Source organism: Azospirillum melinis, from assembly GCF_013340935.1.
In the GTDB taxonomy this organism is placed as follows: domain Bacteria; phylum Pseudomonadota; class Alphaproteobacteria; order Azospirillales; family Azospirillaceae; genus Azospirillum; species Azospirillum melinis.
Window position 1 is genome coordinate 37,318 of record NZ_WHOS01000012.1, and the last position, 21,893, is coordinate 59,210.

The window sequence follows — 21,893 nt, forward strand, 5'->3', positions numbered from 1 at the left end:
GAGGACGACGACAGGTCCGCTGCCCGGTTGTGGGCGTTGGCTACGGAATATGGTTTTTTGATTGATGGCTGTTGGATCAGCGCTGGCTAGACAGAATACACCGTCCAGTGCACAATGAACTAGAACGCTTTGGTTCATATCGTCATGAAAGCAATTCATAACCCGGCGCTCGACCTCAACCTGATCAAGGTGTTCGACGCGCTGCTGGAAACCCGCAACGTTTCCCGTGCGGCCGACGCGCTGGGCGTCAGCCAGTCGGCGGTCAGCCACGCGCTGGGCCGGCTGCGCACGCTGGTGGGCGACCCGCTGTTCGTGCGGACCGGCAACCGGATGGAGCCGACGCCGCGTGCCCAGCGTCTGGCCGAACCCCTGCGCGACCTGCTGGTCGGCGCCGCCCGCGCCCTGTCGGCGGAGGAGGATTTCGATCCCCAGCGGGAGGAGCGGAATTTCACCATCTCCACCACCGATTCCATGCAGGCGGTCCTGCTGACCGGCATCCTGCGCGATGCGGCGGAAGGCAATCTGCGCGTGTCGGTGTCGCTGCTCAACCTCGACCCCGACGCCATGCTGAACGCGCTGGACGACGGCACCCTCGATCTCGCCATCGGCTATCTGCCGGACCTGCGGCGCTGGCACGACGGGCAGGTGCTCTATCGGGAAACCCATGCCTGTCTGTACAATCCGAAACTCGTGCCGGTCACCCCGCCGATCGGGCTGGAGGACTACACCCGCTATCCGCACCTGATGCCGTCGCTGCGCGGCGGGATGACCAGCTTCATCGACGAGGAGCTGGCGGCACTCGGCACCAGCCGGCGGGTCGCCGCCTCGACCACCCAGTTCCTGGCGATCCCGATGATCCTGATGCAGGTGCCGATGCTGACCTCGCTGCCCGCCCGGCTGGCCCGTCTGTACGCCGACGCGCTGGGGCTGGCCACCAGCCCGCTGCCCTTCGACATCGGCGACTACGAGATGTCGATGATCTGGCACCGCCGCAACACCGGCTCCCCCTCGCATGGCTGGCTGCGCCAGCGCCTGAGCGAAGAGGCGGCGAAGCTCTGACATAAGAAAGGGCGCCCACGGCGGGGCGCCCCTTCCTGTCCGCTTGAACCTCTTCCCGTCAATCCGCGGTGACGGAGCGGATTTCGTCCTGGCTGAAGCGCTGCTGCTCCTCCATCACCATCTGGGACAGCTCGCGCTTCAGGCGGTTGAACTCCGGGGCGGAGCCGTCGCGCGGGCGGGGCATGTCGACGACGACATCGCGCTTGATGGTGCCCGGCCGGTAGGTCATCACGATGATGCGGTCGGCCAGATAGATGCTCTCCTCGATGGAGTGGGTGACGAACAGGATGGTCTTGCCGACCTCCTCCCAGATGCGCAGCAGCTCGTCCTGAAGCGTGCGGCGGGTCAGGGCGTCGAGCGCGCCGAACGGCTCGTCCATCAGCAGGATCGGACTGTCGAGCGCCAGCACGCGGGCGATGGCGACGCGCTGACGCATGCCGCCGGACAGATCCTTCGGAAAGCGGTTGCGGAAGTCCTGCAGGTGCAGCTTCTGCAGCAGCCACTCCACCTTCTCCGCGATCTCCGCCTTGGACATCCCCTTGATCTCCAGGCCGAAGGCGACGTTCTGCGCCACCGTCATCCAGGGGAACAGGGCATATTCCTGGAACACCATGCCACGGTCGGGACCGGGCTCGGTGATGATGCGGCCATCGACGGTGACGGTGCCCTTCGTCGGCGGCTGGAACCCGGCCACCGCGTTCAGCAGCGTGGACTTGCCGCAGCCCGATGGGCCGAGCAGGCAGACGAACTCGCCCTTGCGGATGTCGAGATCGATGTTCTGCAAGGCAACGATCTTCTGCGCCCCGATCGCGAAAGTCTTCTCCACTCCGCGCACCTGGATCTGCACGGGCGCCGCGTCGGCGACGGGGGCGACGGGTGCGGTGTCGGCAACGGTCCTCAGCATGGGCGTCATCTCCATTCCCTCCCCATCAATTCTCAAGACCGCGGTGCCAGCGCAGCAGGTGGTTGTTCAGGCGGTTCATGCCGATGTCGATGGCGAGGCCCAGGAGGCCGATGGTGAACATCCCGGCGATGATCTTGTCGGACCACATGAACTCGCGCGCTTCCAGGATGCGGAAGCCGAGGCCGGAGTTGACGGCGATCATCTCCGACACGATCACGACGATGAAGGCGGTGCCGATGCCGATCCGCGCGCCGGCCAGGATGTAGGGGGTGGCGGCCGGCAGGATGACGCGGACGAACATGGTCAGCTTGCCGGCGCCCAGGTTGCGGGCGGCGCGCAGATAGATGCCGTCGACATGGCGGACCCCGGCGATGGTGTTCATCAGAACCGGGAAGAAGGCGCCGATGGCGATCAGGAACACCGCCGGCGCGTTGCCCAGCCCGAACCACAGGATCGCCAGCGGGATGTAGGCGATGGGCGGGATCGGCCGCAGCACCTGCATCAGCGGGTCGAACAGCGCGTAGATGCGCGGGTTGCCGCCCATGGCGAGCCCCAGCGGAAGCGCCAGCCCGGCGCCGACGGCGAAGCCCAGCACCACGCGGTACAGGCTGGACCAGGCATCGAACAGCATCTCGCCCGACAGCGCCCACAGGATCCAGCTGGACTGCGCCGGATCGTAGGCTTCGGTCGGCAGCAGATAGGCCCACCAGCGCACGACCACCTGCACCGGCGACGGCAGCACCACCGGGTTGATCAGGCCGGACGTGGACAGGATCTGCCACAGCGCGATCACTAGGACCGGCACCAGGGAGCCGCGCAGCAGGGCCGCGGGCGAGAAACGGGGCTTGGCTTGGGACATGGAACGTCCTCCTTCCGCTGGGTGGGGCTCAGTTCGCCTTCACGGTGCCGGTGCCGGCGTCATTCGCCGCGGCCTTGGTCGCCTTCGCCTTTTCCAGCAAATCCAGCTTCACCCAGTCGGCGGCCTTCGGCGGGTTGTCCATGCGGCCGACGCCGAACTTCTGCATCATGTCGGTCGTGACCTGGACGTGATGGACCGACAGGTCGTAGCTGTAGGGCGAATTGCCGATCGCATCCCGGAAGTCCTGGCTGGAGATCTGGCCCTTGAACATCTGTTCGCGGACATACTTCTCGGCCAGATCGGGGTTGGCGATGAAGGTCGCCGTCGCCTCGACGAAGCAGTTGACCAGACGCTGGGCGACGTCGGGCTTCTTCTTGTAGAAGTCCTCGGTGATGACCAGCGACCGCACCGGCTCGCCCAGTTCGGTGTCGTAGGGCTTCACCACCTCGACGCCGAAGCCCTTGTTGATGGCCTGGCTCGACTGCGGTTCGGACTGCGACATGGCGTCGATGCTGCCGGCCAGCAGGGCCTGATTCATGTCGGCGTAGGCCATGTAGACGATCTGCACGTCCTTGCCGGAACGGTCGGACCAGCTCAGCCCATGCTTCGCCAGCTCGGCCAGCAGGATCAGTTCCTGGGCACCGCCGCGCGGGGTGGCGACCTTCTTGCCCTTCAGGTCGGCGACGCTCCTGATGCCGGCATCCGGCTTGGCGACGATGCGCGCCCCGCCCTTGGCGAAGCCGGCCACCGCATAGATCGGCACGCCCGACGCACGGCCGGCGATGGCGGCGTCCACCGCGCTGGCGGCCACGTCGATCTCGCCGGCGACGATGGCCGGCAGGATGTCGATGCCCTTGGGGAAGACCCGCTCCTCAATCTTCAGGTCGTACTTGCCGGCAATCTCCTTCATGTAGGAAACCGCCCCGTAATGGGCGAATTTCAGGTTGCCGAGTCGGACCAGATCGGCAGCCGAGGCGCCGTGGGCAGCGAGTGCCGCGGCAGCGAAGGCGGTGGCGGCGAGCAGAGTCTTCCGGAGCATCGTGTCTCTCCCATGGGGCTTGATCCGCGGCCCGTCGCCGCGGTTGGCCTGGAAGAGAGCAAGGGGCGTGCCATTGTCAGTTCGTCGCGCAAACAGTTGAAAAGCCTGGAGCCGGCCTTCGGCGTCATGGCCCGCATCGGCGGAAATCCGCCGATGGCGTTGTACGGGCAGGCGGATTTCCGCCGACACCCGGACCTGCGGCAGGTCGCCGCGCCGGGCGAAAGCCGCTGTTGCCCCTTACGACAAGTCATCGCAGCGCAACGAAAAAGCGTGTAGAAGATGCTGCATCTGCGAACCAACGCATACGCTTAACCGATAGGGACAAGAAACATGGCCGAGAGCATGGGGATCGAAACGATCGGCGTCATCGGCGCCGGACAGATGGGCAACGGCATCGCCCAGGTCTGCGCCGTCGCCGGCCTGACGGTGGTCATGACCGACATCTCCGAAGAGGCGGTGCAGCGCGGCCTGTCGACCGTCGGCGGCAGCCTGGACCGTCTGGTCAAGAAGGAGAAGATGACCGCCGCCGACCGCGAGGCCGCCGTCGCGCGCATCACCGCCACCACCGACAAGTCGAAGCTCGCCACCTGCGATCTGGTGATCGAGGCCGCGACCGAGAACGAAGACCTCAAGGTCAAGATCCTGAAGGATCTCTGCGCCACCCTGAAGCCGGAAGCGCTGGTCGCCACCAACACCTCCTCGATCTCCATCACCAAGCTGGCGACGGCCACCGACTGTCCGGACCGCTTCATCGGCCTGCACTTCTTCAACCCGGTGCCGCTGATGGCGCTGCTGGAGATCATCCGCGGCATCCAGACCAGCGACGACACCCACGCCAAGGCGATGGCCTTCGCCAAGCGCGTCGGCAAGTCGCCGATCACCGCCAAGAACAGCCCCGGCTTCGCCGTCAACCGCATCCTCTGCCCGATGATCAACGAGGCGATCTTCGCGCTCCAGGAAGGCATCGCCACCGCCGAGGACATCGACGCCGGCATGAAGGCGGGCTGCAACCACCCGATCGGCCCGTTGGCGCTGGCCGACCTGATCGGTCTGGACACCATGCTGTCGGTGATGGAGGTCTTCTACGAAGGCTTCAACGATCCGAAGTACCGCCCGGCCCCGCTGCTGAAGGAGATGGTCGACGCCGGCTACCTCGGCCGCAAGACCGGCCGCGGCTTCTACGACTACAGCAAGTAACTGCTGCGGCGAGGGAGGGCCCAGGCGCCCTCCCTGCCAAATCCGGCCAAGCCGGGAAGCGGGTGCGCAGAACCGTCAAAAGCGGTTCGGATGGAGCAATCACCCGGCCGGGCATCGCCATAGGATCGGTGCAGTCCAGCGCCATCACGGAGATGCCCCATGACGGCCCGCCTTCGCGCGGCGGCGGTCGCCCTTTTGCTGTGGATCGGTCCGGCCTATGCGGCCCAATCGACAAATCCACCGCCGCCCCTGACCAACACCCGCTATGACGAGGATTACCGCTACCTCCTGTCGCCCGAGGCGCGGTCCGGCGCCTCTTGGGAGCGGTTCAAGGCCATCCCGGTCACGCCGGACGGTTTCGCCTCGCTCTCCACCGGGCTGGAGCTGCGCCTGCGCGGCGAGGCGATCCGCAACAGCGGCTGGGGCCAGGACGAGCCGCGCAACGACGCCTACGGGCTGTGGCGCGCCCTGCCCTACGCCGACCTGCGCGTGGGGGAAAGCCTGCGCCTGTTCGGCCAGCTGATCATGGCCGACGCAGTGGGCAAGCTGGACCCGCTGGCGCCGCCCGATGCCGACCGCATCGACCTGATGCAGGGCTTCGCCGATCTGAACGCCCCGCTGGGCGAGGCCCAGGGCACGCTGCGCGTCGGCCGTCAGATGCTGGCCTATGGCTCGGAACGGCTGATCTCCATCCGCTACGGCGCCAACGTCCCGCGCGCCTTCGACGCGGTGAAGGGCATCGTCACCGCCGGCCCCTGGCGGGTCGACGCCTTCTTCGGCCGTCCGGTCCAGCCGACGCCGGAGCTGTTCGACGACGGTCGCGACGCCAAGCGCTCCGCCTGGGGGCTCTATGCCACCCGTCCGCTCGATCTGGGTTGGGGCGGCAGCGCTGGGCTGGACGCCTATTACATCGGCTATCGCAACCGCCGCGCCGGCTTCGATGCCGGCAGGGCGAACGAGCTGCGCCACACGCTCGGCCTGCGCAGCTTCGGCAAGGCCGACGGCTGGGACTGGAACTGGGAAGCGATGGGCCAGTTCGGCCGTTTCGGCAGCGGGTCGATCCGGGCCTGGTCGTTCGCCACCGACAGCGGCTATCGCTTCACGGACCTGCCGTTGCAACCCCGGCTCGGCCTGAAGGCCAACATCGCCAGCGGCGACGGCAACCCCCGCGACGACCGGCTGGAGACCTTCAACCCGCTGTTCCCGCGCGCCAAGTATTTCGGCGAACTGACGCCCATCGGCCCGTTCAACCTGATGAACCTGCATCCGTCGCTGGACCTCGCCCTGTCCGACGCGTTCAGCCTGTCGGCCTCCGCCATCGCCTTCTGGCGGGAAAGCCTGGACGACGGCGTCTACGACCTGACCGGCGGGCTGCTGCGGTCCGGTTCGGCGTCGAAGGCGCGCTATGTCGGCACGCAGGGCGAACTGGTGCTGTCCTACAGCTCCGGCCGCTCCTTCGAGGGGCTGATCTCCTATTCTCTGTTCCAGCCGGGTTCCTTCCTGAAGGACAGCGGCCCGGCCAAGACCATCCATTTCGCCGGGATGGAAGCGGTGTTCAAATTCTAGAATCAGTCTGGTGCTTCAGGAAGCACCAGACTGATTCCAAGCTTTTGGGTTTCCGTGTGATTCACGCTTCAAGCGATTCCGCTTGAAGCGATCACACTCTAAAGCGCAAGCCTTGCAGCCGGACGGCGATCTCTTACGTTCAGACAATCGGGGCTTTCGACAAGTCCCGTCGGATCGACGGCGGATGCGGGATACGGTGGATCGGCGAATACAGGATAGAAGACGGAGCAAGCCGTCCTTGCGCCAGGGGCGGCTTCTCCATGTCCGCTCCGGACTGTCGGCGGAAAAGACCCTGCTGCTGCGCGTCGGGATCGTCGCCGCCCTGATCGCCCTGGTCATCGCGGTGTTCTGGTTCGACCGCGACGGTCTGAAGGACCAGATCGACAATCACATCAGCTTTCCCGACATCCTCTACTTCGCCATGATCACGGTGACCACCGTCGGTTATGGCGACATCGTACCGGTCAGCCACACCGCCCGGCTGATCGACGCCTTCGCCGTCACGCCGATCCGCATCTTCATCTGGTTCATCTTTCTCGGCACCGCCTATGAGCTGGTGGTGCAGAGGATCGTGGAGGAATTCCGGTTGAGCCGCATTCAGAAGCAGCTGCAGGGCCACATCGTACTGTGCGGCTTCGGGCACAGCGGCTTCATCGCCGCGCAGGAGACCGTTTCGAAGGGCCATCCCGCCGACCATATCGTCGTCATCGACGAATCGGAGGACCGCATCCAGTTGGCAGCCGACTGCGGCTTCGTCGGCCTGCTTGGCGACGGCACCAGCGAGGAGACGCTGAAGAACGCCTGTGTCGGCAAGGCGAAGGCGGTGATCGTCAGCACCGGGCGCGACGACACCACCATCCTGGTGATCCTGACCGTGCGCCACCTGTCCGCCGCCACCAAGATCGTGGCGAACATCAAGCAGGAGGAGAACATCAAGCTCGCCAACCTCAGCGGCGCCGATCTGGTGGTGTCGCCGCCCAAGATCGGCGGCTACCTGATGGCCGATGCGGTGGAGACGCGCTACGCAACCCCCTTCCTGTGCGACCTGATGTCGGCCGGCGGGCAGATGGTGCTCAGCGAACGCCGGGCGGAGCCGGACGAGGTCGGCCTGACTATGGCGGAGGTCACCGCCGGCATGGTGGTGCAGGTCCACAGCCACGGCCGCGACATTCCCTTCACCGAGCGCAACCGCTACATCATCCAGCCGCAGGACACCCTGCTGATCATCAGCACGCCCACCGACGCAAAGACCCCCTCTCCCCCCGGGGGCTAAATCATTCACACAAATGAATCCCAATGCGCGCATCGGCAAAACGACGTTGGCGTTTGGCCGATCCCGCCCCGCAAGGGGAGAAGGGCTTTGCGTCAATAACACTCTCTTCGGATGCGACGGACCTGGGCTACGGACCTGGGGACCCGGGCTACGGCCCGTCCGCCAAGTCGCGCAGGGCGGTCACGTCGCAGCGGAAGCGGTTGGGCCGCAGTTCCTCCAGCAGGCCCTGCCGTTTCAGTTCGGCGACGACGCGGCTGGCGGTCTCGGTGGTGATGCCCAGCACGGCGCCGACATCCTCCCGACCGAAGAAGTCGCACTCGCCCCGGTCGTCGACCAGGGTCAGGAACAGCCGGGCGACCCGCGCCCGCGCGCTGCCGGTGCCGAGTTCGACCAGAAAGGCGTCGGCCCGCTCCACCGCCTGATGCCAGCGGCGCATCAGCTGCTGATGCAGGTGCTGCGTCTCCTCCGACAGGCGCTGGATCACCGCGCGCGGGATGCGGCAGGTCAGGACCGGATGGATGGCGATGGCGGTATGGCGGTAGGGCTCGCCCAGCGCCGCCTCCAGCCCGGCGGTGTCGCCGGTGCGCAGCAGCCGGACGATGCGCTGGCCGCCGTTCGGCAGATACTGCACCAGCTTCACCAGCCCGCCGCGCACGGTGTAGAGCGCCGCCGGCTCGTCGCCGACATGGTAGAGCGCCGCCCCCGGCGCCACCGTCATCTCGTCGATGGGCAGATGGATCAGGTTGAAATCCGGTTCCGTCAGGTCGGCGAACAGTGCCGAGTCCCGGATGCCGCACCCCCGGCAGTTCGCCAGCCCCCGCCATGCGGCGTTGACGCTGGTCTTCTTCACGCTCATGTCCATGGTGATGCGGGGCGATTCTCGGGAGGCGGCGATGCTGTGGGTAAGATAAGGTGTCCGCCGCGCAGTGTGGCAGCTTTTCGGACGGGTTCCAAGGTTCCGGGGACGGCCTTACGCCGCGCTCTCCTCCATCGGCCGGATCGGCCGCGCCTCCTCGCGCAGCGTGACGGCGCCGTTGGTGCGCTCCAGCACCAGCTTGCGGCCGTGGTGGGCGGCCAGCCCGGCATGGTGGCCGATGGTCAGCAGGGTGGCGTGCGGCAGTTCGCGCTCCATCAGCGACAGAAGCTCCTCCTCCGCCGGGGGATCGAGGCTGTCGGTCGCGTCCTCCAGGAAGATCCAGTCGGGGCGGCGGATCAGCAGCCGGGCGAAGCCCAGCCGCTGGCGCTCGGGCACCGACAGCACCTCGTCCCAATGGTCGATGCTGTCCAGTCGGCCGACGAGGTCGGGCAGCCCGACGCTGACCAGCGCACCGGCCGCCTTGTCGTCGCCGACCGACGCCGCGGTACCGGGATAGGCCAGGACCGCGCGCAGGCTGGCATGGGGCAGATAGGGGCGTTCGGGCATGAAGAAGACGCGGGTGTGGGCCGGCAGGGTGATCAGCCCGCGCCCCCAGGGCCAGACGCCGGCCACGGCGCGGAACAGGCGGATGGTCGCCGTCGCGTCGCCGCCGATCAGCACGCGGTCGCCCGGCCGCACCTCCAGGTCGAAGGGATGGACGACCGCCGTGCCGTTCGGCTCATCGATGGCGACGCCGCGGAAGGTCAGCGTGTCGTGATCGTCGGAGCGCACCACCTGGATGTGGCCGTCCGGCACGTCGCAGACATTGCGGTCCAGCCGCACCAGCGCGTCGTGCAGGTTCAGCACGCGCTCCACCGACGCCCGCCATTCGGCGACGCGCGGCAGATTGTCGATGGGCCAGGACAGGGCGCCGACCGTCTGCTGGAAGGCCTGCGCCGTCTGCATCAGCACGCCCAGCGAAATGGTGCCGACGATGTAGCGCGGGGCGGCGACCAGGATCGGAAAGGCGGCGGACAGCACGGAATAGCTGGCGCTGAACACCATCATGTGGCTGAGCGCGCGGGTCTGGCCGTTCCAGCCCCGCACCACCCCGCCGAACAGGCCGGCAAGGTGTCCGCGCTCCGCCGATTCGCCATGCAGCAGGGCGATGGTCTGGCCGTTCTCGCGGATGCGGGCCAGCGCGAAGCGGAAGTCGGCCTCGTAGCCCTGGCGCCGGTTGACCGCGTTGACCAGCGGCTGGCCGATCAGCATGGCGATGGTGGTGCCCACCGCGGCATAGAGCAGCGCCACGAACAGCAGATGGCCCGGCACCGCCAGTTCCATCCCCAGCAGCGTGACCGACAGGGTGCCGGACAGCATCCACAGGATGTTGGTGAAGCTGATCAGCAGCAGCGCGCAATAGGTCAGCGAATGGCCGAGGTCGATGGCCATCTCCGCCGTGATGCGGATGTCCTCGGCGATGCGGCCGTCGGGGTTGTCGTGCTCGCCCGGCATATAGGCGATCTGGTGGTGACGGCCGCGGCGCAGCCAGTCCTCCAGCAGCTTGCGGGTCAGCCAGTCGCGCCAGCCCATCTGGAGACGGCGCTTCACCCGCAGATGCAGCACGACGATGACGATGTTGTAGAGGATGATCAGCCCGACCAGACCGATCATGGTCAGGAAACGGTCCATGGAGCGCTGTTCGAGCGCGTCGAACAGCCGCTCGCTCCACAGGTTGATCAGGACGGGGACCGAGACCTGCCCGACCGTCAGCACGACCAGCGCCACGGTCAGCGCCCATACGGTCACCCGCGAGCGTCCGTGCCAGTAGCCGCCCGCCAGGCTCAGGAAGCGGCGGGCGAAGCCGGGCGTGTTTCCGCCGGACGTGTCGCGATCCCCGTCGCCGTCCCTGTGGCCAGCCTTGTCGCCGGGCTCACTGCCCTTCCCGCCGCCTGTCTTGCCGGTCATGCCGCCCATCCCGGGGCTTGCGCCCTCAATCCTTCACCATCCGTATAACTGACGAATAGGGTGTGACAGGCCGAAAGTACAGGGGCAGCGGCGAAAGAACGGTTAAAGTCTCCCGGTTCTCACCACCTCGGCGAGGAAGCGGTAGCTGTCCTTGGGCGTGCGTTCCAGCGTGTCGTAATCGACCCGCACGATGCCGAAGCGCTTCGACAGGCCGAAGGCCCATTCGAAATTGTCCAGCAGGCTCCAGCACAGATAGCCCTTGACGTTGCAGCCGTCGGCCAACGCCTGGGCCACCGATTCCAGATGCTCGCGGTAGTAGAGCACCCGCTCGGCATCGTGGATCTGGCCGTCCGGCGTCACCACGTCGTCATAGGCGCAGCCGTTCTCCGCGATGAAGACGGCGGGATTGCCGTAATCGGTGCGGAGTTCGCTCAGCAGGTCGTAGAGCCCCTCCGGCTGCACCGGCCAGGCCATGCCGGTCCAGCGCCGGCACTGGGCCTCGCCCCAGCCGACAGCGAAGGGCCGCCCCTCCTCATGCTTCATCGTCATGCGGGAGTAGTAGTTGATGCCCAGCAGGTCGATGGGGTGGCGGATCGCCTCCTCGTCGCCGGGCAGCACGAACTCCGCCATCTTATCGGCGAGCAGCGCCGGGATCTGCCCGCGCATCAGCCCGTCCAGCGTCACCCGGTTCCACACCGCGTCCCAGCGGGCGGCGGCGGCGACATCCTCCGGCCGGTCGCTGTCGGGAACGCTCGGCTGAAGGTTGAGGACGGTGCCCAGCGTCAGGCCGGACCGCTCCGCCGCGATGGCGCGCAAGGCCGCGCCCTGCGCCAGATTCTGGTGGTGCAGGGCGCGCAGGATGCCCTGTTCGCCCAGCCTGTGGCCGGGGGCGTGCTCGCCCACGCCATAGCCGAAGATGGCGACCACGTTCGGCTCGTTCAGCATCATCCAGCTCTTGACCCGGTCGGCCAGCCGGGCGGTGACGATGCGGGCATAGTCGGCGAAGGGGCCGACGATCTCCCGCCCCTGCCAGCCGCCGGCATCCTCCAGCGGCTGCGGCAGGTCCCAATGGTAGAGGCAGGCCATCGGCGTGATGCCGGCCTCCAGCAGGCTGTCGACCAGCCGGTCGTAGAAGTCGAGTCCGCGCGTCTCCACCGCCCCGGTTCCCGTCGGCAGGATGCGCGGCCAGGCGATGGAGAAGCGGTAGCTGTCGAAGCCCGCGGCCTTCATCAGCGCGATGTCTTCCGGGTAGCGGTGATAATGGTCGCAGGCGACGGCGGCGCTGCTGCCGTCCATGATGCGTCCATCAGCGGTGAATGTGTCCCACACGCAAGTCCCGCGCCCGTCGGCCGTCACCGCCCCTTCGATCTGGTAGGCGGCGGTCGACGCACCCCAGCGGAAATCCGGCGGGAAACTCAGCGGCTTGGCGTCGGCGGCCTGGGACACGGGCTGGCTGAAGCTGTCCATCTTTATCCTCCCACAGGGACGGTCCGTTTTCCCCAGCATGCCCCAGCCGGGCCTGCTCCGCCATGGGGCAAGCATGCGGACGCTCGGGGCGCGACGCGGTGGCGCAGCCACAGGTGGCTGCAAACGGGCACTGTGCGGACCTGCCCGAACGGCGTAGCCTGATCCCAAAAGACGGCGGCCGGCCGCTTCCTTTGCGGAGGAAACCACCCATGCCAAACACCACCAAAATCGTCTTCATCGGCGCCGGCAGCGCCGCCTTCGGGCTCAGCCTGTTCCAGGATCTGTTCTCCACCACCGAGCTGGCCGGCAGCACCCTGACGCTGGTCGACACCAACGCCGACGCGCTCGACCGAATGGCGGCGCTGGCCGGGGTGCTGAACCGCCAGGGGAACGCCGGCATCACCATCGAGAAGACCACCGACCGCAAGGCCGCCCTCCAGGGTGCCGGCTTCGTGCTGTGCGCCATCGCCATCGACCGCAACCGGCTGTGGAAGCTGGATTTCGAGGTGCCGAAAAAGCACGGCATCCGCCACACGCTGGGCGAGAATGGCGGACCCGGCGGGCTGTTCTTCACGCTCCGCACCCTGCCGCTGATCGTCGACATCGCCCGCGACGTCGAGGCGATCTGCCCGGACGCCCTGTTCATCAATTTGTCGAACCCGGAAAGCCGCATTGTTCTGGGTCTGTCGCGCTGCACCGCTGTGCGGACGCTGGGGCTCTGCCACGGCATCTTCCTGGCGCGCTGGTTCGTCTGCCAGATCCTGGGGATGGCCGAGAAGGAGGTCGATGTATGGGGCGCCGGGCTGAACCATTTCCAATGGCTGACCGCAATCCGCGAGAAGGCGACGGGCCGCGATCTCTACCCGCTGCTGCGCGAGCGGGAGGCGGCGCACGACCCGTCCTTCACCCCGCTGGCGCGCCGCCTGTTCCACGCCTTCGGCCTGTGGGTCACCCCCAGCGACGACCACACCGGCGAATTCCTGCCCTATGGCTGGGAAGCCGGGGAGCACGGCTTCGACTTCCGCCACGATGAAGAGGGTCGCGTCATCCTGCGCGACCTGATGGACGGCGTCATCGACGGCAGTCGGCCGATCCCAGACGACTGGACCAGGCCGTCCTGGGGCGAGCGGGCGGTGGCGGTGATCGCCGGCCAGCTGCACAACCAGAAGCGCTTCATCGAAAGCGGCATCGTCATCAACCGTGGCGTCATTCCCGGCCTGCCCGACGAGCTGGCGGTCGAGGTGCCGCTGGTGGCCGACGCCGCGGGCGTCCACCCGGTGTCGCTCGGCCGGCTGCCCGACGGCATCCTGAAGCTGCTGTCGGTCCAGGCCAACGTGCAGCAATTGTCGGTGGAAGCAGCGCTGCACGGGTCGAAGGAACTGGCGCTCCAGGCCCTGCTGATCGACCCCGTCATCAACTCCAGCACGGCAGCCGCCGCCATCCTGGACGAGCTGTGGGAGGCGAACCGGCCTTACATCCGGTCCTGCCTGTGACGGGCAACACTATAACCCTGAGGGGTTCATGGAGGCAGGCGATCAACTTGTTCTTGCATCGCTGCGTTTGTCGCGCTCTGATCCAAGGCATCGGGCAAGTTGCCGCAACGACGCCCTTCGCATCGAAATTCCGGAAAAAGGAAAAAAGACTTCATGACTCGCTTGGTTCTTCTTGCCCTGTCCGCTCCAGTCGCCTTGACCATTCTCGCCGGCTGCGTGACCAAGGCTGAGGCTCCGATTGTCGATATGGAAGGCGTCGATATCGTCAAATACAATCGCGACCTTGCCGACTGCGAACTCAGCACTCCGGTCGTCTCGCTCGGCAGCTATCTCACCAAATGCATGCATGAAAAAGGATACAAGATCCTCTTGGCCCGCTAAGTCGGAACGCGCGCTCACCGGCGCCGGATCAGCCGGGCCGAGGCGAAGCCCAGCCCGGCGGTCAGGGCGCCGACGCCGAGGAACAGCGGCCCGAAGCCGGTGTGGGTGGAGATGTAGCCATACAGCACCGGGCCGATGCCCTGGCCGATGAAGAAGCTGGACGCGAACAGGGCCAGCGCCGACCCGCGGGCGGTCGGCGCCAACTCCGTCGCCTGGGTCTGCATGGTGTTGTGCAGCATGTAGAAGCCGAAGCCGGCGACCAGGAAGGCGAGGCTGACCACCGGCCAGGGCACCGGGAAGGCGATGACCAGATAGGCCAGACCGGCCGCCAGCCCGCCGGCCTTCATCATGCCCCATTGGCCGAGCGAGGCGATCAGCCGCCGCACCACGGCGCTGTAGACGACGCCGCCGATGGCGAAGGCGGCGATGGTCAGCCCGGCCTGGAAGGCGCCGGCCGCGCCATGTTCGATCAGCACCGGCGCCACGAAGGGGAAGACGCCGAAGATCAGCAGCCCTTCCGCCGCCACCGTGGCGAAGACGAACAGCGAGGCCGGGTTGGTCAGCACGGTGGCATAGCGCCGCTGCGCCTCCGCCACCGACAGGGGCGAGCGCGTCTCGACCTCCCGCGCCAGCCCGATCAGGGCGGAGGCGCAGATCAGCGCGGTCAGGCCGGCGGACAGGCCGAACACCGCGCGCCAGCCGAAGGCCTCGGCCAGCGCGCCCGACACGGCGGAGCCCGACATCTGCCCGAGGATCACCGCCAGCAGGAAACGGCTGATGGCGATCTGCCGCTCCTCATAGGGAACCCGGTCGCCGATCAGCGCCATGGAGGCGGGGATGATGCCGCCGGCGAACGCACCGGCCAGGATGCGCCCGGCCATCACCGTGCCGTAGGTCGGCGCAATGGTGGACAGCACCAGACCGACCGTCAGGACCGACAGCGCCAGCCGGACCAGACGCGACTTGCCGATGGCGTCGCCCACCGGTCCCAGCACGATCTGCATCAGCGCGTAGGGCAGCGTATAGGCCGAGGCCAGCAGCGCCGCCTGCCGCACGGTCACGTCGAGATCGTCGGCGATCAGCGTCAGCATCGGATCGGTGGTGCGCAGGGAGAAGGCGCTGGCGAAGCCGGCAAGGCCGAGCAGGAAGATCAGGCGCATCGAGGATCCGAACGGCAGCGGTGACGGTGCAGGACCTTAACCGGATCGCGCACCTGCGTACCGCAGTGCGGCGGTGATGGCAGGCATGCGCCTGCCGCAGGATCGTTCGCGTACGGCATTACCTGGCACGTAATCGATTCAGCTCCCGCCATCGGGCAATTCTGGGTTCGCCGGGACGATCCGGCGGACAGAGAAAAGGACCTGACGATGACCAACGCGACCACCACCCCCGCCGCAATCGCCGACCTCTACATCGCCGCCTGGAACGAGACCGACCCGCAACGCCGCCGCGCCCTGATCGCTCAGGGCTGGAGCGAGGACGCCAGCTATCTCGACCCACTGGCGGGGGCGAGCGGCCATGACGGGTTGGACGCCCTGATCGATGCCGTGCAGCGGCAATTCCCCGGCCTGCGCTTCAGCCTGCTGGGTACGGTGGACGCTCACAATGACCGGCTGCGCTTCTCCTGGGCGCTGGGGCCGGCCAATGGCGATCCGGTCGCTGGCGAGCCGCTCGCCCGCGGCACTGACTTCGCCCTGCTGGCGGCAGATGGCCGGCTGCGCAGCGTCACCGGCTTCCTCGACCAAGTGCCGACGGCTTGACCGGAAGTTTTTTGCAGGGAGATCGATCATGAGCGTCATCCACACCGACGACGGCGTGCGCCTGTTCTACCGCGACTGGGGCAAGCAGGACGGCAGCCACCCCATCGTCTTCGTGTCGAGCTGGTCGCTGACCTCCGACGCCTGGGCCTATCAGATGGCGCCGCTGTCCGAACAGGGGTGCCGCTGCATCGCTTTCGACCGCCGCGGCCACGGCAGGTCGGACGAATCGCCGTCCGGCTACGGGTTCGACCGGCTGGCGGACGACATCGCGGCACTGCTGGACGGGCTGGATTTGCGGGAGGTGACGCTGGTCGGCCATTCGATGGCGACGGGCGAGATCGTGCGCTATTTGACCCGGCACGGTGACGGGCGGGTCAAGGGGGTGGTGATGGTCGGGACCATCACGCCGCTGATGGCGCGGACCGGCGACAATCCCGACGGGGTCGATCCGGCGCTGTTCGAAGCCTTCCGGACGGAGCAGTTGCTGCGCGACTTCCCGAAATGGCTCGGCGACAACATCGACCCCTTCGTGAACGGGGAGACCTCGGCAGAGATGAAGGGCTGGATCACCGGCATGGCGCTGCAATCCTCGCTGATGGCCCTGCTGGAGTGCAACCGCGCCATCACCTCCACCGATTTCCGGGCGGAGCTGCCGGCCATCGCCGTGCCGACGCTGGTCGTCCATGGCGACCGCGACGTGACGACGCCGCTGGCGCTCGCCGAGCGCACGGTGGCGCTGATGCCGAACGCCAGGCTGTCCTTCTACGAAGGGGCGCCGCACGGCCTGTTCATCACCCACCGCGACCACTTCAACGCGGAACTGCTGGCCTTCGCCCGCGGATGACGGCAACCATAGGCGGCATCACCGGTTCGGAGCCAAGTCCCATGCCCGATGGTACTCCCCAGACCGCCGCGCGAAACGGCCGGGCTCCGGCCCCGCCCCCAGTCGGTGCCTTGCTGCGGTCCTGGCGCCAGCGCCGCGGCCTCAGCCAGCTCGACCTCGCCTGCGAGGCGGACATCTCGACCCGGCATGTCAGCTTTCTGGAGACCGGCCGGTCGCAGCCCAGCCGCGGCATGCTGATCCACCTGGCCGAACGGCTGGACGTGCCCCTGCGCGAGCGCAACGCCCTGCTGGTCGCCGCCGGCTTCGCCCCGGTCTACAGCGAGCACAGCCTCGACAGCCCGGCGATGCAGGCGGCGCGCAAGGCGGTCGATCTGGTGCTGACCGGGCACGAGCCCTTCCCGGCACTGGCCGTGGACCGACATTGGCACCTGCTGGCAGCGAACCGGGCGGTGGCGCCGCTGCTGGAGGGGGTGTCGGCGGAGTTGCTGGCCGGGCCGATCAATGTCCTGCGCCTCAGCCTGCATCCCGGCGGGCTGGCCGGGCGCATCGGCAACTGGTCGCAGTGGCGGGAGCATGTGCTGTCCCGCCTGACCCGCCAGATCGAGGCGGGCGCCGACCCGGTTCTGGTCGCCCTGCGCAGCGAACTGCAGGGCTACCCGGCACCGGCGTCCGGTTCGGCGGGTGGCAGCGAGGCCGGGCATCATCCCGACGTGGTGGTGCCACTGCGGCTGCACACATCCTTCGGTCTGCTGAACCTGTTCAGCACGACCACGGTTTTCGGGACGGCAGTGGACGTGACCCTGTCGGAACTGGCGATCGAGGCCTTCTTCCCGGCGGATGCCGAAACGGCGGAAAGGTTGCGCGGGGCTCTTGCCGAAATCCCCTCTCCCCAGGGGGAGAGGGGAAAGCCCCCTCCCGCTCTCAGCTCATAGCCACGAGGCTGGCGTTGCCGCCTGCCGCGGTGGTGTTGACACTGAGGGAGCGCTCGTTCATCAGCCAGGCGATCTCCACCCCCTCGCCGCCGGCCGGAACGCCCTGGGTCAGGACGAGGGGGCCGGGCAACTCGGCGATGCGGCGGTTGGCGGCCAGCAGGCGGGCGGAGTCGCCCTCCACCAGCGCACCGGCCAGCGGCCCGAACCCCGTCCAGTTCGCGCTCACCCGGACAAGGGCAGCAAGCTCCGCCGGCAGACCGGTCAGGCCGGCGGTGACGGCGCCGTCGCCATCGACCACCACCTCGTTGCCGGCGGCGAGTGCGGCGCCCAGCAGACGGTACAGCCCCTCTTCCGTCTGCGGCAGCAGCAGGATGCGGCCGCGCGGGATCAGGCTGTAGACGTTGCTTTCACCCACCGGACCGGCCAGTTCGACGCTGCCGCCGACGAGAGAGCGCTTCGCCAGCGACCGGATGTCGGTGGCGATCTCCGCCTTGCCCTGATCGGCCAGCCAATCGGCAAGCGCATGGGCCGGCGCACGTACGGCGTCGTCGCCACGCATACCCAGGTCCAGCGACGGACGTACGGACAGCAGGCGCGACAGGTACAGCGGGCCGCCGGCCTTCGGGCCGGTGCCGGACAGGCCGTGGCCACCGAAGGGCTGTACGCCGACCACCGCGCCGATGGTGTTGCGATTGACGTACAGGTTGCCGGCCTCGATCCGGCTCGTCACCCGGTCGATGGTGGCGTCGATGCGGGTGTGCAGGCCGAAGGTCAGGCCATAGCCGGTACCGTTGATGGCATCGACCAGTCGGTCCAGATCGTCGCGGCGGAAGCGCAGGACGTGCAGGACCGGGCCGAACACCTCGCGCTCCAGATCCGCGATTCCGTCGATCTCGACGATGGTCGGCGCGACGAAGGTGCCGTTGGCGGTCTCCGCCGACAGCGGCAGGGACTCGACCCGGCGGCCTTTGGCCTTCATCGCCTCGATGTGGCGGGTTATGCCGTCGCGCGCCTCCGCCGTGATGACCGGGCCGACATCGACGGCCAGCCGGTCGGGGCTGCCGATGCGCAGTTCGCGCATCGCGCCCTTCAGCATGGTCAGCGTGCGGTCGGCGACATCCTCCTGCAGGCAGAGGATGCGCAGGGCCGAGCAGCGCTGCCCCGCACTGTCGAAGGCCGAGGCGATCACGTCGCCGACCACCTGCTCCGCCAGGGCGGAGCTGTCGACGATCATGGCGTTCTGGCCGCCGGTCTCGGCGATCAGCGGGATCGGCGCGCCCTGCGGCGACAGGCGCTCGGCCAGCTGGCGCTGGATCAGGCGGGCCACTTCGGTGGAGCCGGTGAACATCACCGCCCGGGTGCCGGCATGGCCGACCAGGGCGGCACCGACTTCGCCGGCACCGGGCAGAAGCTGGACCGCACCGGCGGGCACGCCGGCGGCATGCAGGATGCGCACGGCCTCCGCCGCGACCAGCGGGGTTTCCTCCGCCGGCTTGGCCAGCACCGGGTTGCCGGCGGCCAGCGCCGCGGCGACCTGACCGGAGAAGATGGCGAGCGGGAAGTTCCACGGGCTGATGCAGACCACCGGCCCCAGCGGCAAATGGGTGTCGTTGGCGAAGCCGTCGCGGACCCTGGCGCCGTAATAGCGCAGGAAATCGATGGCCTCGCGCACCTCGGCGATGGCGTTGGCGGTGGACTTGCCGGCTTCGCGGATGATCAGGCCGAGCAGGGTCGGCAGGCGCGCCTGCATCGTGTCGGCGGCGCGGAACAGGCAGGCGGCGCGCTCGGCCGGCGGGGTGGCCGCCCAGACCGGGGCGGCGGCCTCGGCGAACAGGAAGGCGTCGGCGATGTCGGTGGGGCCGGCCTCGATGCACCGCCCGACGACGTCGCGATGGTCGGCCGGGTTCAGCACCGGCTGGGCCTTGCCCTGGCGTTCGCCGTCAGCCAGCAGCGGGGCGGCGGTCCAGGCGACGGTGGCGCTGTTACGCAAGGCGACGGACAGGTCGGCCAGAACCGTCTCGTTCGACAGGTCGAGACCGGCGGAGTTCGCCCGCTCCGCCCCGTAGAGATCGGCCGGCAGGGAGATCAGCGGGTTTTTGGCGCCCACGGGCAATGTTGCACGGGCGAGCGCCACCGGGTCGGCGACCAGATCGTCGATCGACACGCTCTTGTCGGCGATGCGGTTGACGAAGGAGCTGTTGGCGCCGTTCTCCAGCAGGCGGCGGACCAGATAGGCCAGCAGCGTCTCGTGGGTGCCGACCGGGGCATAGACGCGGCAGGGCCGCTTCAGCGGGCCGACCACCTCCTTGTAGAGCGGCTCGCCCATGCCGTGCAGGCACTGGAACTCGTACTGGCCGACCTTGAACGCGCCGTTCAGGTGGTCGGCCATCTGGTAGATGGTCGCCAGCGTCTGGGCGTTGTGGGTGGCGAACTGCGGGAACACCGCATCGGGGGCGCCCAGCAGCCGGCGGGCGCAGGCGACATAGGACACGTCGGTGTGCAGCTTGCGGGTGTAGACCGGGAAATCCTCCAGCCCGTCGACCTGGGCGCGCTTGATTTCGCTGTCCCAATACGCGCCCTTGACCAGACGGACCATCAGCCGGTGGCCGCTGCGCCGGGCCAGATCGACGACGAAGTCGATGACATAGGGGCAGCGCTTGCCATAGGCCTGGACGACGAAGCCGATGCCGTTCCAGCCCTTCAGGTCCGGATCGAAGCACAGCGCTTCCAGCAGGTCGAGCGACAGTTCCAGCCGGTCGGCCTCCTCGGCGTCGATGTTCAGGCCGATGTCGTAGCTGCGGGCCAGCCGGGCCAGTTCGGTGACGCGCGGCAGCAGTTCCGCCATCACGCGCTCAGACTGGGCGCGCGAATAGCGCGGGTGCAGGGCCGACAGCTTGATCGAGATGCCAGGGCCGTCATAGATGCCGCGCCCGGCCGAGGCCTTGCCGATGGCGTGGATCGCCGTCTCATAGTCGGCGTAATAGCGGTCGGCGTCGGCGGCGGTGGTCGCCGCCTCGCCCAGCATGTCGTAGGAATAGCGGAAGCCCTCGGCCTCCATCTTGCGGCTGTTGGACAGCGCCTCGTCGATGGTCTGGCCGGTGACGAACTGCTCGCCCATCATCCGCATGGCGAAATCGACGCCACGGCGGATCAGCGGCTCGCCGCCGCGCAGGATCAGCTTGGTCAGCGCCGACGATAGCGCCTGCTCGCCGCCGAAGCCGGTGCCCAGCACGCCCGTCACCTTGCCGGTGACCAGCAGCCCCCAGGTCGCGGCGTTGACGAACAGCGACGGGCTGTTGCCGAGATGGGCACGCCAGTCGCCGCCGGCGATCTTGTCGCGGATCAGCGCGTCGCGGGTGGCGCGGTCGGGGATGCGCAGCAGCGCCTCCGCCAGACACATCAGCGCCACGCCCTCCTGGCTCGACAGGCTGTATTCGTGGATCAGCCCCTCCACCCCGCGCCCCTGCGGCTTGGCGCGCAAGGCCGAGATCAGCGTGCGCGCGGTCCGGGCCGCAGCATCCGTCACCTCCGCCGGCAGCGCCGCCTGCTCCACCAGCCACGCCACGCAGTCCGGCTCCGGCCGGCGGTAGGCGGCGGTGATCGCCTGACGCAGCGGGCTGGCCGGACGAACGACGGGGGCGAAGGCGGCGAAGGGGGCGCCCCCGGTGGTCAGGGCCCCGCTGGAGAGGGACGGCTCGGAAGCGGGGGCGGCGCTCGGGTCGATCATCTGGTTCATCGCGTGGCTGGCTCTGGTCGGGGGGCTTGGGGCGGCGGCTTCGAAAAGCCCGTGTCCGGCAGTCGGTGAAGCCGGTCCAACGCCTGTCAGGCTAACCGATTTTCCAGGATCCTTTCCATCTGGTATTTATGGCGTTTCTCCATATAAAATTCCGGATTCGTGCATTTAAACGGAATATATGATGGGTTATGCGGCAAAATGTCAGAACATCTTGCCTGTTTTTGAGAGCGCTCTTCGGGCAATTCAGTTTTTGCGGAATAAAATTCGGATATGCGGCCACATCTCCGATAGTCATCGTGGATTTTTGGGTTCATTCCGGAAGATTTGATGGGATTCCTGGGCAAGCGCCCGAACGGCCGCGCCCCATGCCATCGCGCCTGAAGCCTGATGCGCCGGGATTTGCGCTGCCCTTGCCCGGCGGGGGCTGGAAGGACCCAACGGACATCCACAGGGCAAGACTTAAGCTCTTAAAAAGAGTGTAACAAAGGATACATCGCGTATTTGTACTATCTATAAACACAATCTAGACTTTTGCGAGCATATGCGTGAGAATTGGCGC

At 67.7% G+C, this 21,893-nt stretch carries 18 protein-coding genes; 10 read left to right on the plus strand and 8 right to left on the minus strand.

Features of this window, described 5'->3' with window-relative positions:
• Nucleotides 1–144 precede the first annotated feature (144 nt).
• Complete coding sequence (locus tag GBZ48_RS11390; protein ID WP_174471153.1) at nucleotides 145–1,059, plus strand: LysR family transcriptional regulator; 915 nt, start codon at nucleotides 145–147, stop codon at nucleotides 1,057–1,059.
• Between the two features lie 58 nt (nucleotides 1,060–1,117).
• On the opposite strand, the gene GBZ48_RS11395 is transcribed toward GBZ48_RS11390, so the two are convergent.
• The 3 genes from GBZ48_RS11395 to GBZ48_RS11405 are packed head-to-tail and all read right to left on the minus strand — an operon-like array spanning nucleotide 1,118 to nucleotide 3,861.
• Nucleotides 1,118–1,963 carry an ABC transporter ATP-binding protein gene (locus tag GBZ48_RS11395; protein ID WP_211105721.1) on the minus strand — a complete coding sequence of 282 codons (846 nt, stop codon included), beginning with the start codon at nucleotides 1,961–1,963 and terminating at the stop codon, nucleotides 1,118–1,120.
• A gap of 25 nt (nucleotides 1,964–1,988) precedes the next feature.
• Entirely contained in the window at nucleotides 1,989–2,822 is an 834-nt protein-coding gene (locus GBZ48_RS11400; protein WP_174471154.1) for an ABC transporter permease, read from the minus strand.
• A 28-nt stretch (nucleotides 2,823–2,850) separates the two neighbouring features.
• Nucleotides 2,851–3,861, minus strand: a complete 1,011-nt coding sequence (locus GBZ48_RS11405) for an ABC transporter substrate-binding protein (protein ID WP_174471155.1) — start codon at nucleotides 3,859–3,861, stop codon at nucleotides 2,851–2,853.
• A 12-nt stretch (nucleotides 3,862–3,873) separates the two neighbouring features.
• Here GBZ48_RS11405 and GBZ48_RS11410 point away from each other — a divergent pair, with 12 nt between their 5' ends.
• The 4 genes from GBZ48_RS11410 (at nucleotide 3,874) to GBZ48_RS11425 (ending at nucleotide 7,897) form a co-directional block, all read left to right on the plus strand.
• The gene (locus GBZ48_RS11410; RefSeq protein ID WP_174471156.1) at nucleotides 3,874–4,137 is read left to right on the plus strand and encodes a hypothetical protein; all 264 of its coding nucleotides are present in this window, start codon (nucleotides 3,874–3,876) and stop codon (nucleotides 4,135–4,137) included.
• A gap of 54 nt (nucleotides 4,138–4,191) precedes the next feature.
• Complete coding sequence (locus tag GBZ48_RS11415) at nucleotides 4,192–5,058, plus strand: 3-hydroxybutyryl-CoA dehydrogenase (protein WP_174471157.1); 867 nt, start codon at nucleotides 4,192–4,194, stop codon at nucleotides 5,056–5,058.
• Between the two features lie 159 nt (nucleotides 5,059–5,217).
• Nucleotides 5,218–6,624 carry an alginate export family protein gene (locus tag GBZ48_RS11420; protein ID WP_174471158.1) on the plus strand — a complete coding sequence of 469 codons (1,407 nt, stop codon included), beginning with the start codon at nucleotides 5,218–5,220 and terminating at the stop codon, nucleotides 6,622–6,624.
• A gap of 238 nt (nucleotides 6,625–6,862) precedes the next feature.
• A complete protein-coding gene (locus GBZ48_RS11425) occupies nucleotides 6,863–7,897 on the plus strand; it encodes a potassium channel family protein (RefSeq protein ID WP_246307138.1) in 1,035 nt (344 codons plus the stop codon).
• Between the two features lie 148 nt (nucleotides 7,898–8,045).
• On the opposite strand, the gene GBZ48_RS11430 is transcribed toward GBZ48_RS11425, so the two are convergent.
• The 3 genes from GBZ48_RS11430 to GBZ48_RS11440 form a co-directional block, all read right to left on the minus strand.
• Nucleotides 8,046–8,747 carry a Crp/Fnr family transcriptional regulator gene (locus GBZ48_RS11430; protein WP_425485988.1) on the minus strand — a complete coding sequence of 234 codons (702 nt, stop codon included), beginning with the start codon at nucleotides 8,745–8,747 and terminating at the stop codon, nucleotides 8,046–8,048.
• A 120-nt stretch (nucleotides 8,748–8,867) separates the two neighbouring features.
• A complete protein-coding gene (locus GBZ48_RS11435; protein ID WP_246307140.1) occupies nucleotides 8,868–10,721 on the minus strand; it encodes an ABC transporter ATP-binding protein/permease in 1,854 nt (617 codons plus the stop codon).
• 102 nt (nucleotides 10,722–10,823) lie between these two features.
• Nucleotides 10,824–12,188, minus strand: a complete 1,365-nt coding sequence (locus GBZ48_RS11440) for a GH1 family beta-glucosidase (protein WP_174471161.1) — start codon at nucleotides 12,186–12,188, stop codon at nucleotides 10,824–10,826.
• 209 nt (nucleotides 12,189–12,397) lie between these two features.
• On the opposite strand from GBZ48_RS11440, the gene GBZ48_RS11445 reads away from it, so the two are divergent.
• Together GBZ48_RS11445 and GBZ48_RS11450 are read left to right on the plus strand one after the other, a co-directional pair.
• Nucleotides 12,398–13,681 carry a family 4 glycosyl hydrolase gene (locus GBZ48_RS11445; RefSeq protein ID WP_174471162.1) on the plus strand — a complete coding sequence of 428 codons (1,284 nt, stop codon included), beginning with the start codon at nucleotides 12,398–12,400 and terminating at the stop codon, nucleotides 13,679–13,681.
• Between the two features lie 153 nt (nucleotides 13,682–13,834).
• Entirely contained in the window at nucleotides 13,835–14,062 is a 228-nt protein-coding gene (locus GBZ48_RS11450; RefSeq protein WP_174471163.1) for a hypothetical protein, read from the plus strand.
• A gap of 14 nt (nucleotides 14,063–14,076) precedes the next feature.
• Here GBZ48_RS11450 and GBZ48_RS11455 read toward each other — a convergent pair whose 3' ends face one another.
• Nucleotides 14,077–15,222, minus strand: a complete 1,146-nt coding sequence (locus GBZ48_RS11455) for an MFS transporter (RefSeq protein WP_174471164.1) — start codon at nucleotides 15,220–15,222, stop codon at nucleotides 14,077–14,079.
• 207 nt (nucleotides 15,223–15,429) lie between these two features.
• Here GBZ48_RS11455 and GBZ48_RS11460 point away from each other — a divergent pair, with 207 nt between their 5' ends.
• The 3 genes from GBZ48_RS11460 to GBZ48_RS11470 are packed head-to-tail and all read left to right on the plus strand — an operon-like array spanning nucleotide 15,430 to nucleotide 17,598.
• Nucleotides 15,430–15,822, plus strand: a complete 393-nt coding sequence (locus tag GBZ48_RS11460; protein WP_174471165.1) for a nuclear transport factor 2 family protein — start codon at nucleotides 15,430–15,432, stop codon at nucleotides 15,820–15,822.
• 28 nt (nucleotides 15,823–15,850) lie between these two features.
• Complete coding sequence (locus GBZ48_RS11465; protein ID WP_174471166.1) at nucleotides 15,851–16,666, plus strand: alpha/beta fold hydrolase; 816 nt, start codon at nucleotides 15,851–15,853, stop codon at nucleotides 16,664–16,666.
• A gap of 41 nt (nucleotides 16,667–16,707) precedes the next feature.
• Nucleotides 16,708–17,598 carry a helix-turn-helix domain-containing protein gene (locus GBZ48_RS11470; RefSeq protein WP_174471167.1) on the plus strand — a complete coding sequence of 297 codons (891 nt, stop codon included), beginning with the start codon at nucleotides 16,708–16,710 and terminating at the stop codon, nucleotides 17,596–17,598.
• Here the strand turns inward: GBZ48_RS11470 and putA are convergent.
• Nucleotides 17,588–21,334 carry a trifunctional transcriptional regulator/proline dehydrogenase/L-glutamate gamma-semialdehyde dehydrogenase gene (putA, locus tag GBZ48_RS11475; RefSeq protein ID WP_209798365.1) on the minus strand — a complete coding sequence of 1,249 codons (3,747 nt, stop codon included), beginning with the start codon at nucleotides 21,332–21,334 and terminating at the stop codon, nucleotides 17,588–17,590. The genes GBZ48_RS11470 and putA overlap by 11 nt on opposite strands.
• Between the last annotated feature and the right edge of the window lie 559 nt (nucleotides 21,335–21,893).

Bases quoted from the DNA above. Each gene is read 5' to 3' on its own strand.
- GBZ48_RS11450 (WP_174471163.1), top strand. From the start codon at position 13,835: ATGACTCGCTTGGTTCTTCTTGCCCTGTCCGCTCCAGTCGCCTTGACC.
- GBZ48_RS11410 (WP_174471156.1), top strand. From the start codon at position 3,874: ATGGGGCTTGATCCGCGGCCCGTCGCCGCGGTTGGCCTGGAAGAGAGC.
- GBZ48_RS11460 (WP_174471165.1), top strand. From the start codon at position 15,430: ATGACCAACGCGACCACCACCCCCGCCGCAATCGCCGACCTCTACATC.
- GBZ48_RS11445 (WP_174471162.1), top strand. From the start codon at position 12,398: ATGCCAAACACCACCAAAATCGTCTTCATCGGCGCCGGCAGCGCCGCC.
- GBZ48_RS11415 (WP_174471157.1), top strand. From the start codon at position 4,192: ATGGCCGAGAGCATGGGGATCGAAACGATCGGCGTCATCGGCGCCGGA.
- GBZ48_RS11455 (WP_174471164.1), bottom strand. From the start codon at position 15,222: ATGCGCCTGATCTTCCTGCTCGGCCTTGCCGGCTTCGCCAGCGCCTTC.
- putA (WP_209798365.1), bottom strand. From the start codon at position 21,334: ATGAACCAGATGATCGACCCGAGCGCCGCCCCCGCTTCCGAGCCGTCC.
- GBZ48_RS11465 (WP_174471166.1), top strand. From the start codon at position 15,851: ATGAGCGTCATCCACACCGACGACGGCGTGCGCCTGTTCTACCGCGAC.
- GBZ48_RS11435 (WP_246307140.1), bottom strand. From the start codon at position 10,721: ATGACCGGCAAGACAGGCGGCGGGAAGGGCAGTGAGCCCGGCGACAAG.
- GBZ48_RS11440 (WP_174471161.1), bottom strand. From the start codon at position 12,188: ATGGACAGCTTCAGCCAGCCCGTGTCCCAGGCCGCCGACGCCAAGCCG.
- GBZ48_RS11390 (WP_174471153.1), top strand. From the start codon at position 145: ATGAAAGCAATTCATAACCCGGCGCTCGACCTCAACCTGATCAAGGTG.
- GBZ48_RS11405 (WP_174471155.1), bottom strand. From the start codon at position 3,861: ATGCTCCGGAAGACTCTGCTCGCCGCCACCGCCTTCGCTGCCGCGGCA.
- GBZ48_RS11420 (WP_174471158.1), top strand. From the start codon at position 5,218: ATGACGGCCCGCCTTCGCGCGGCGGCGGTCGCCCTTTTGCTGTGGATC.
- GBZ48_RS11395 (WP_211105721.1), bottom strand. From the start codon at position 1,963: ATGCTGAGGACCGTTGCCGACACCGCACCCGTCGCCCCCGTCGCCGAC.
- GBZ48_RS11470 (WP_174471167.1), top strand. From the start codon at position 16,708: ATGCCCGATGGTACTCCCCAGACCGCCGCGCGAAACGGCCGGGCTCCG.
- GBZ48_RS11400 (WP_174471154.1), bottom strand. From the start codon at position 2,822: ATGTCCCAAGCCAAGCCCCGTTTCTCGCCCGCGGCCCTGCTGCGCGGC.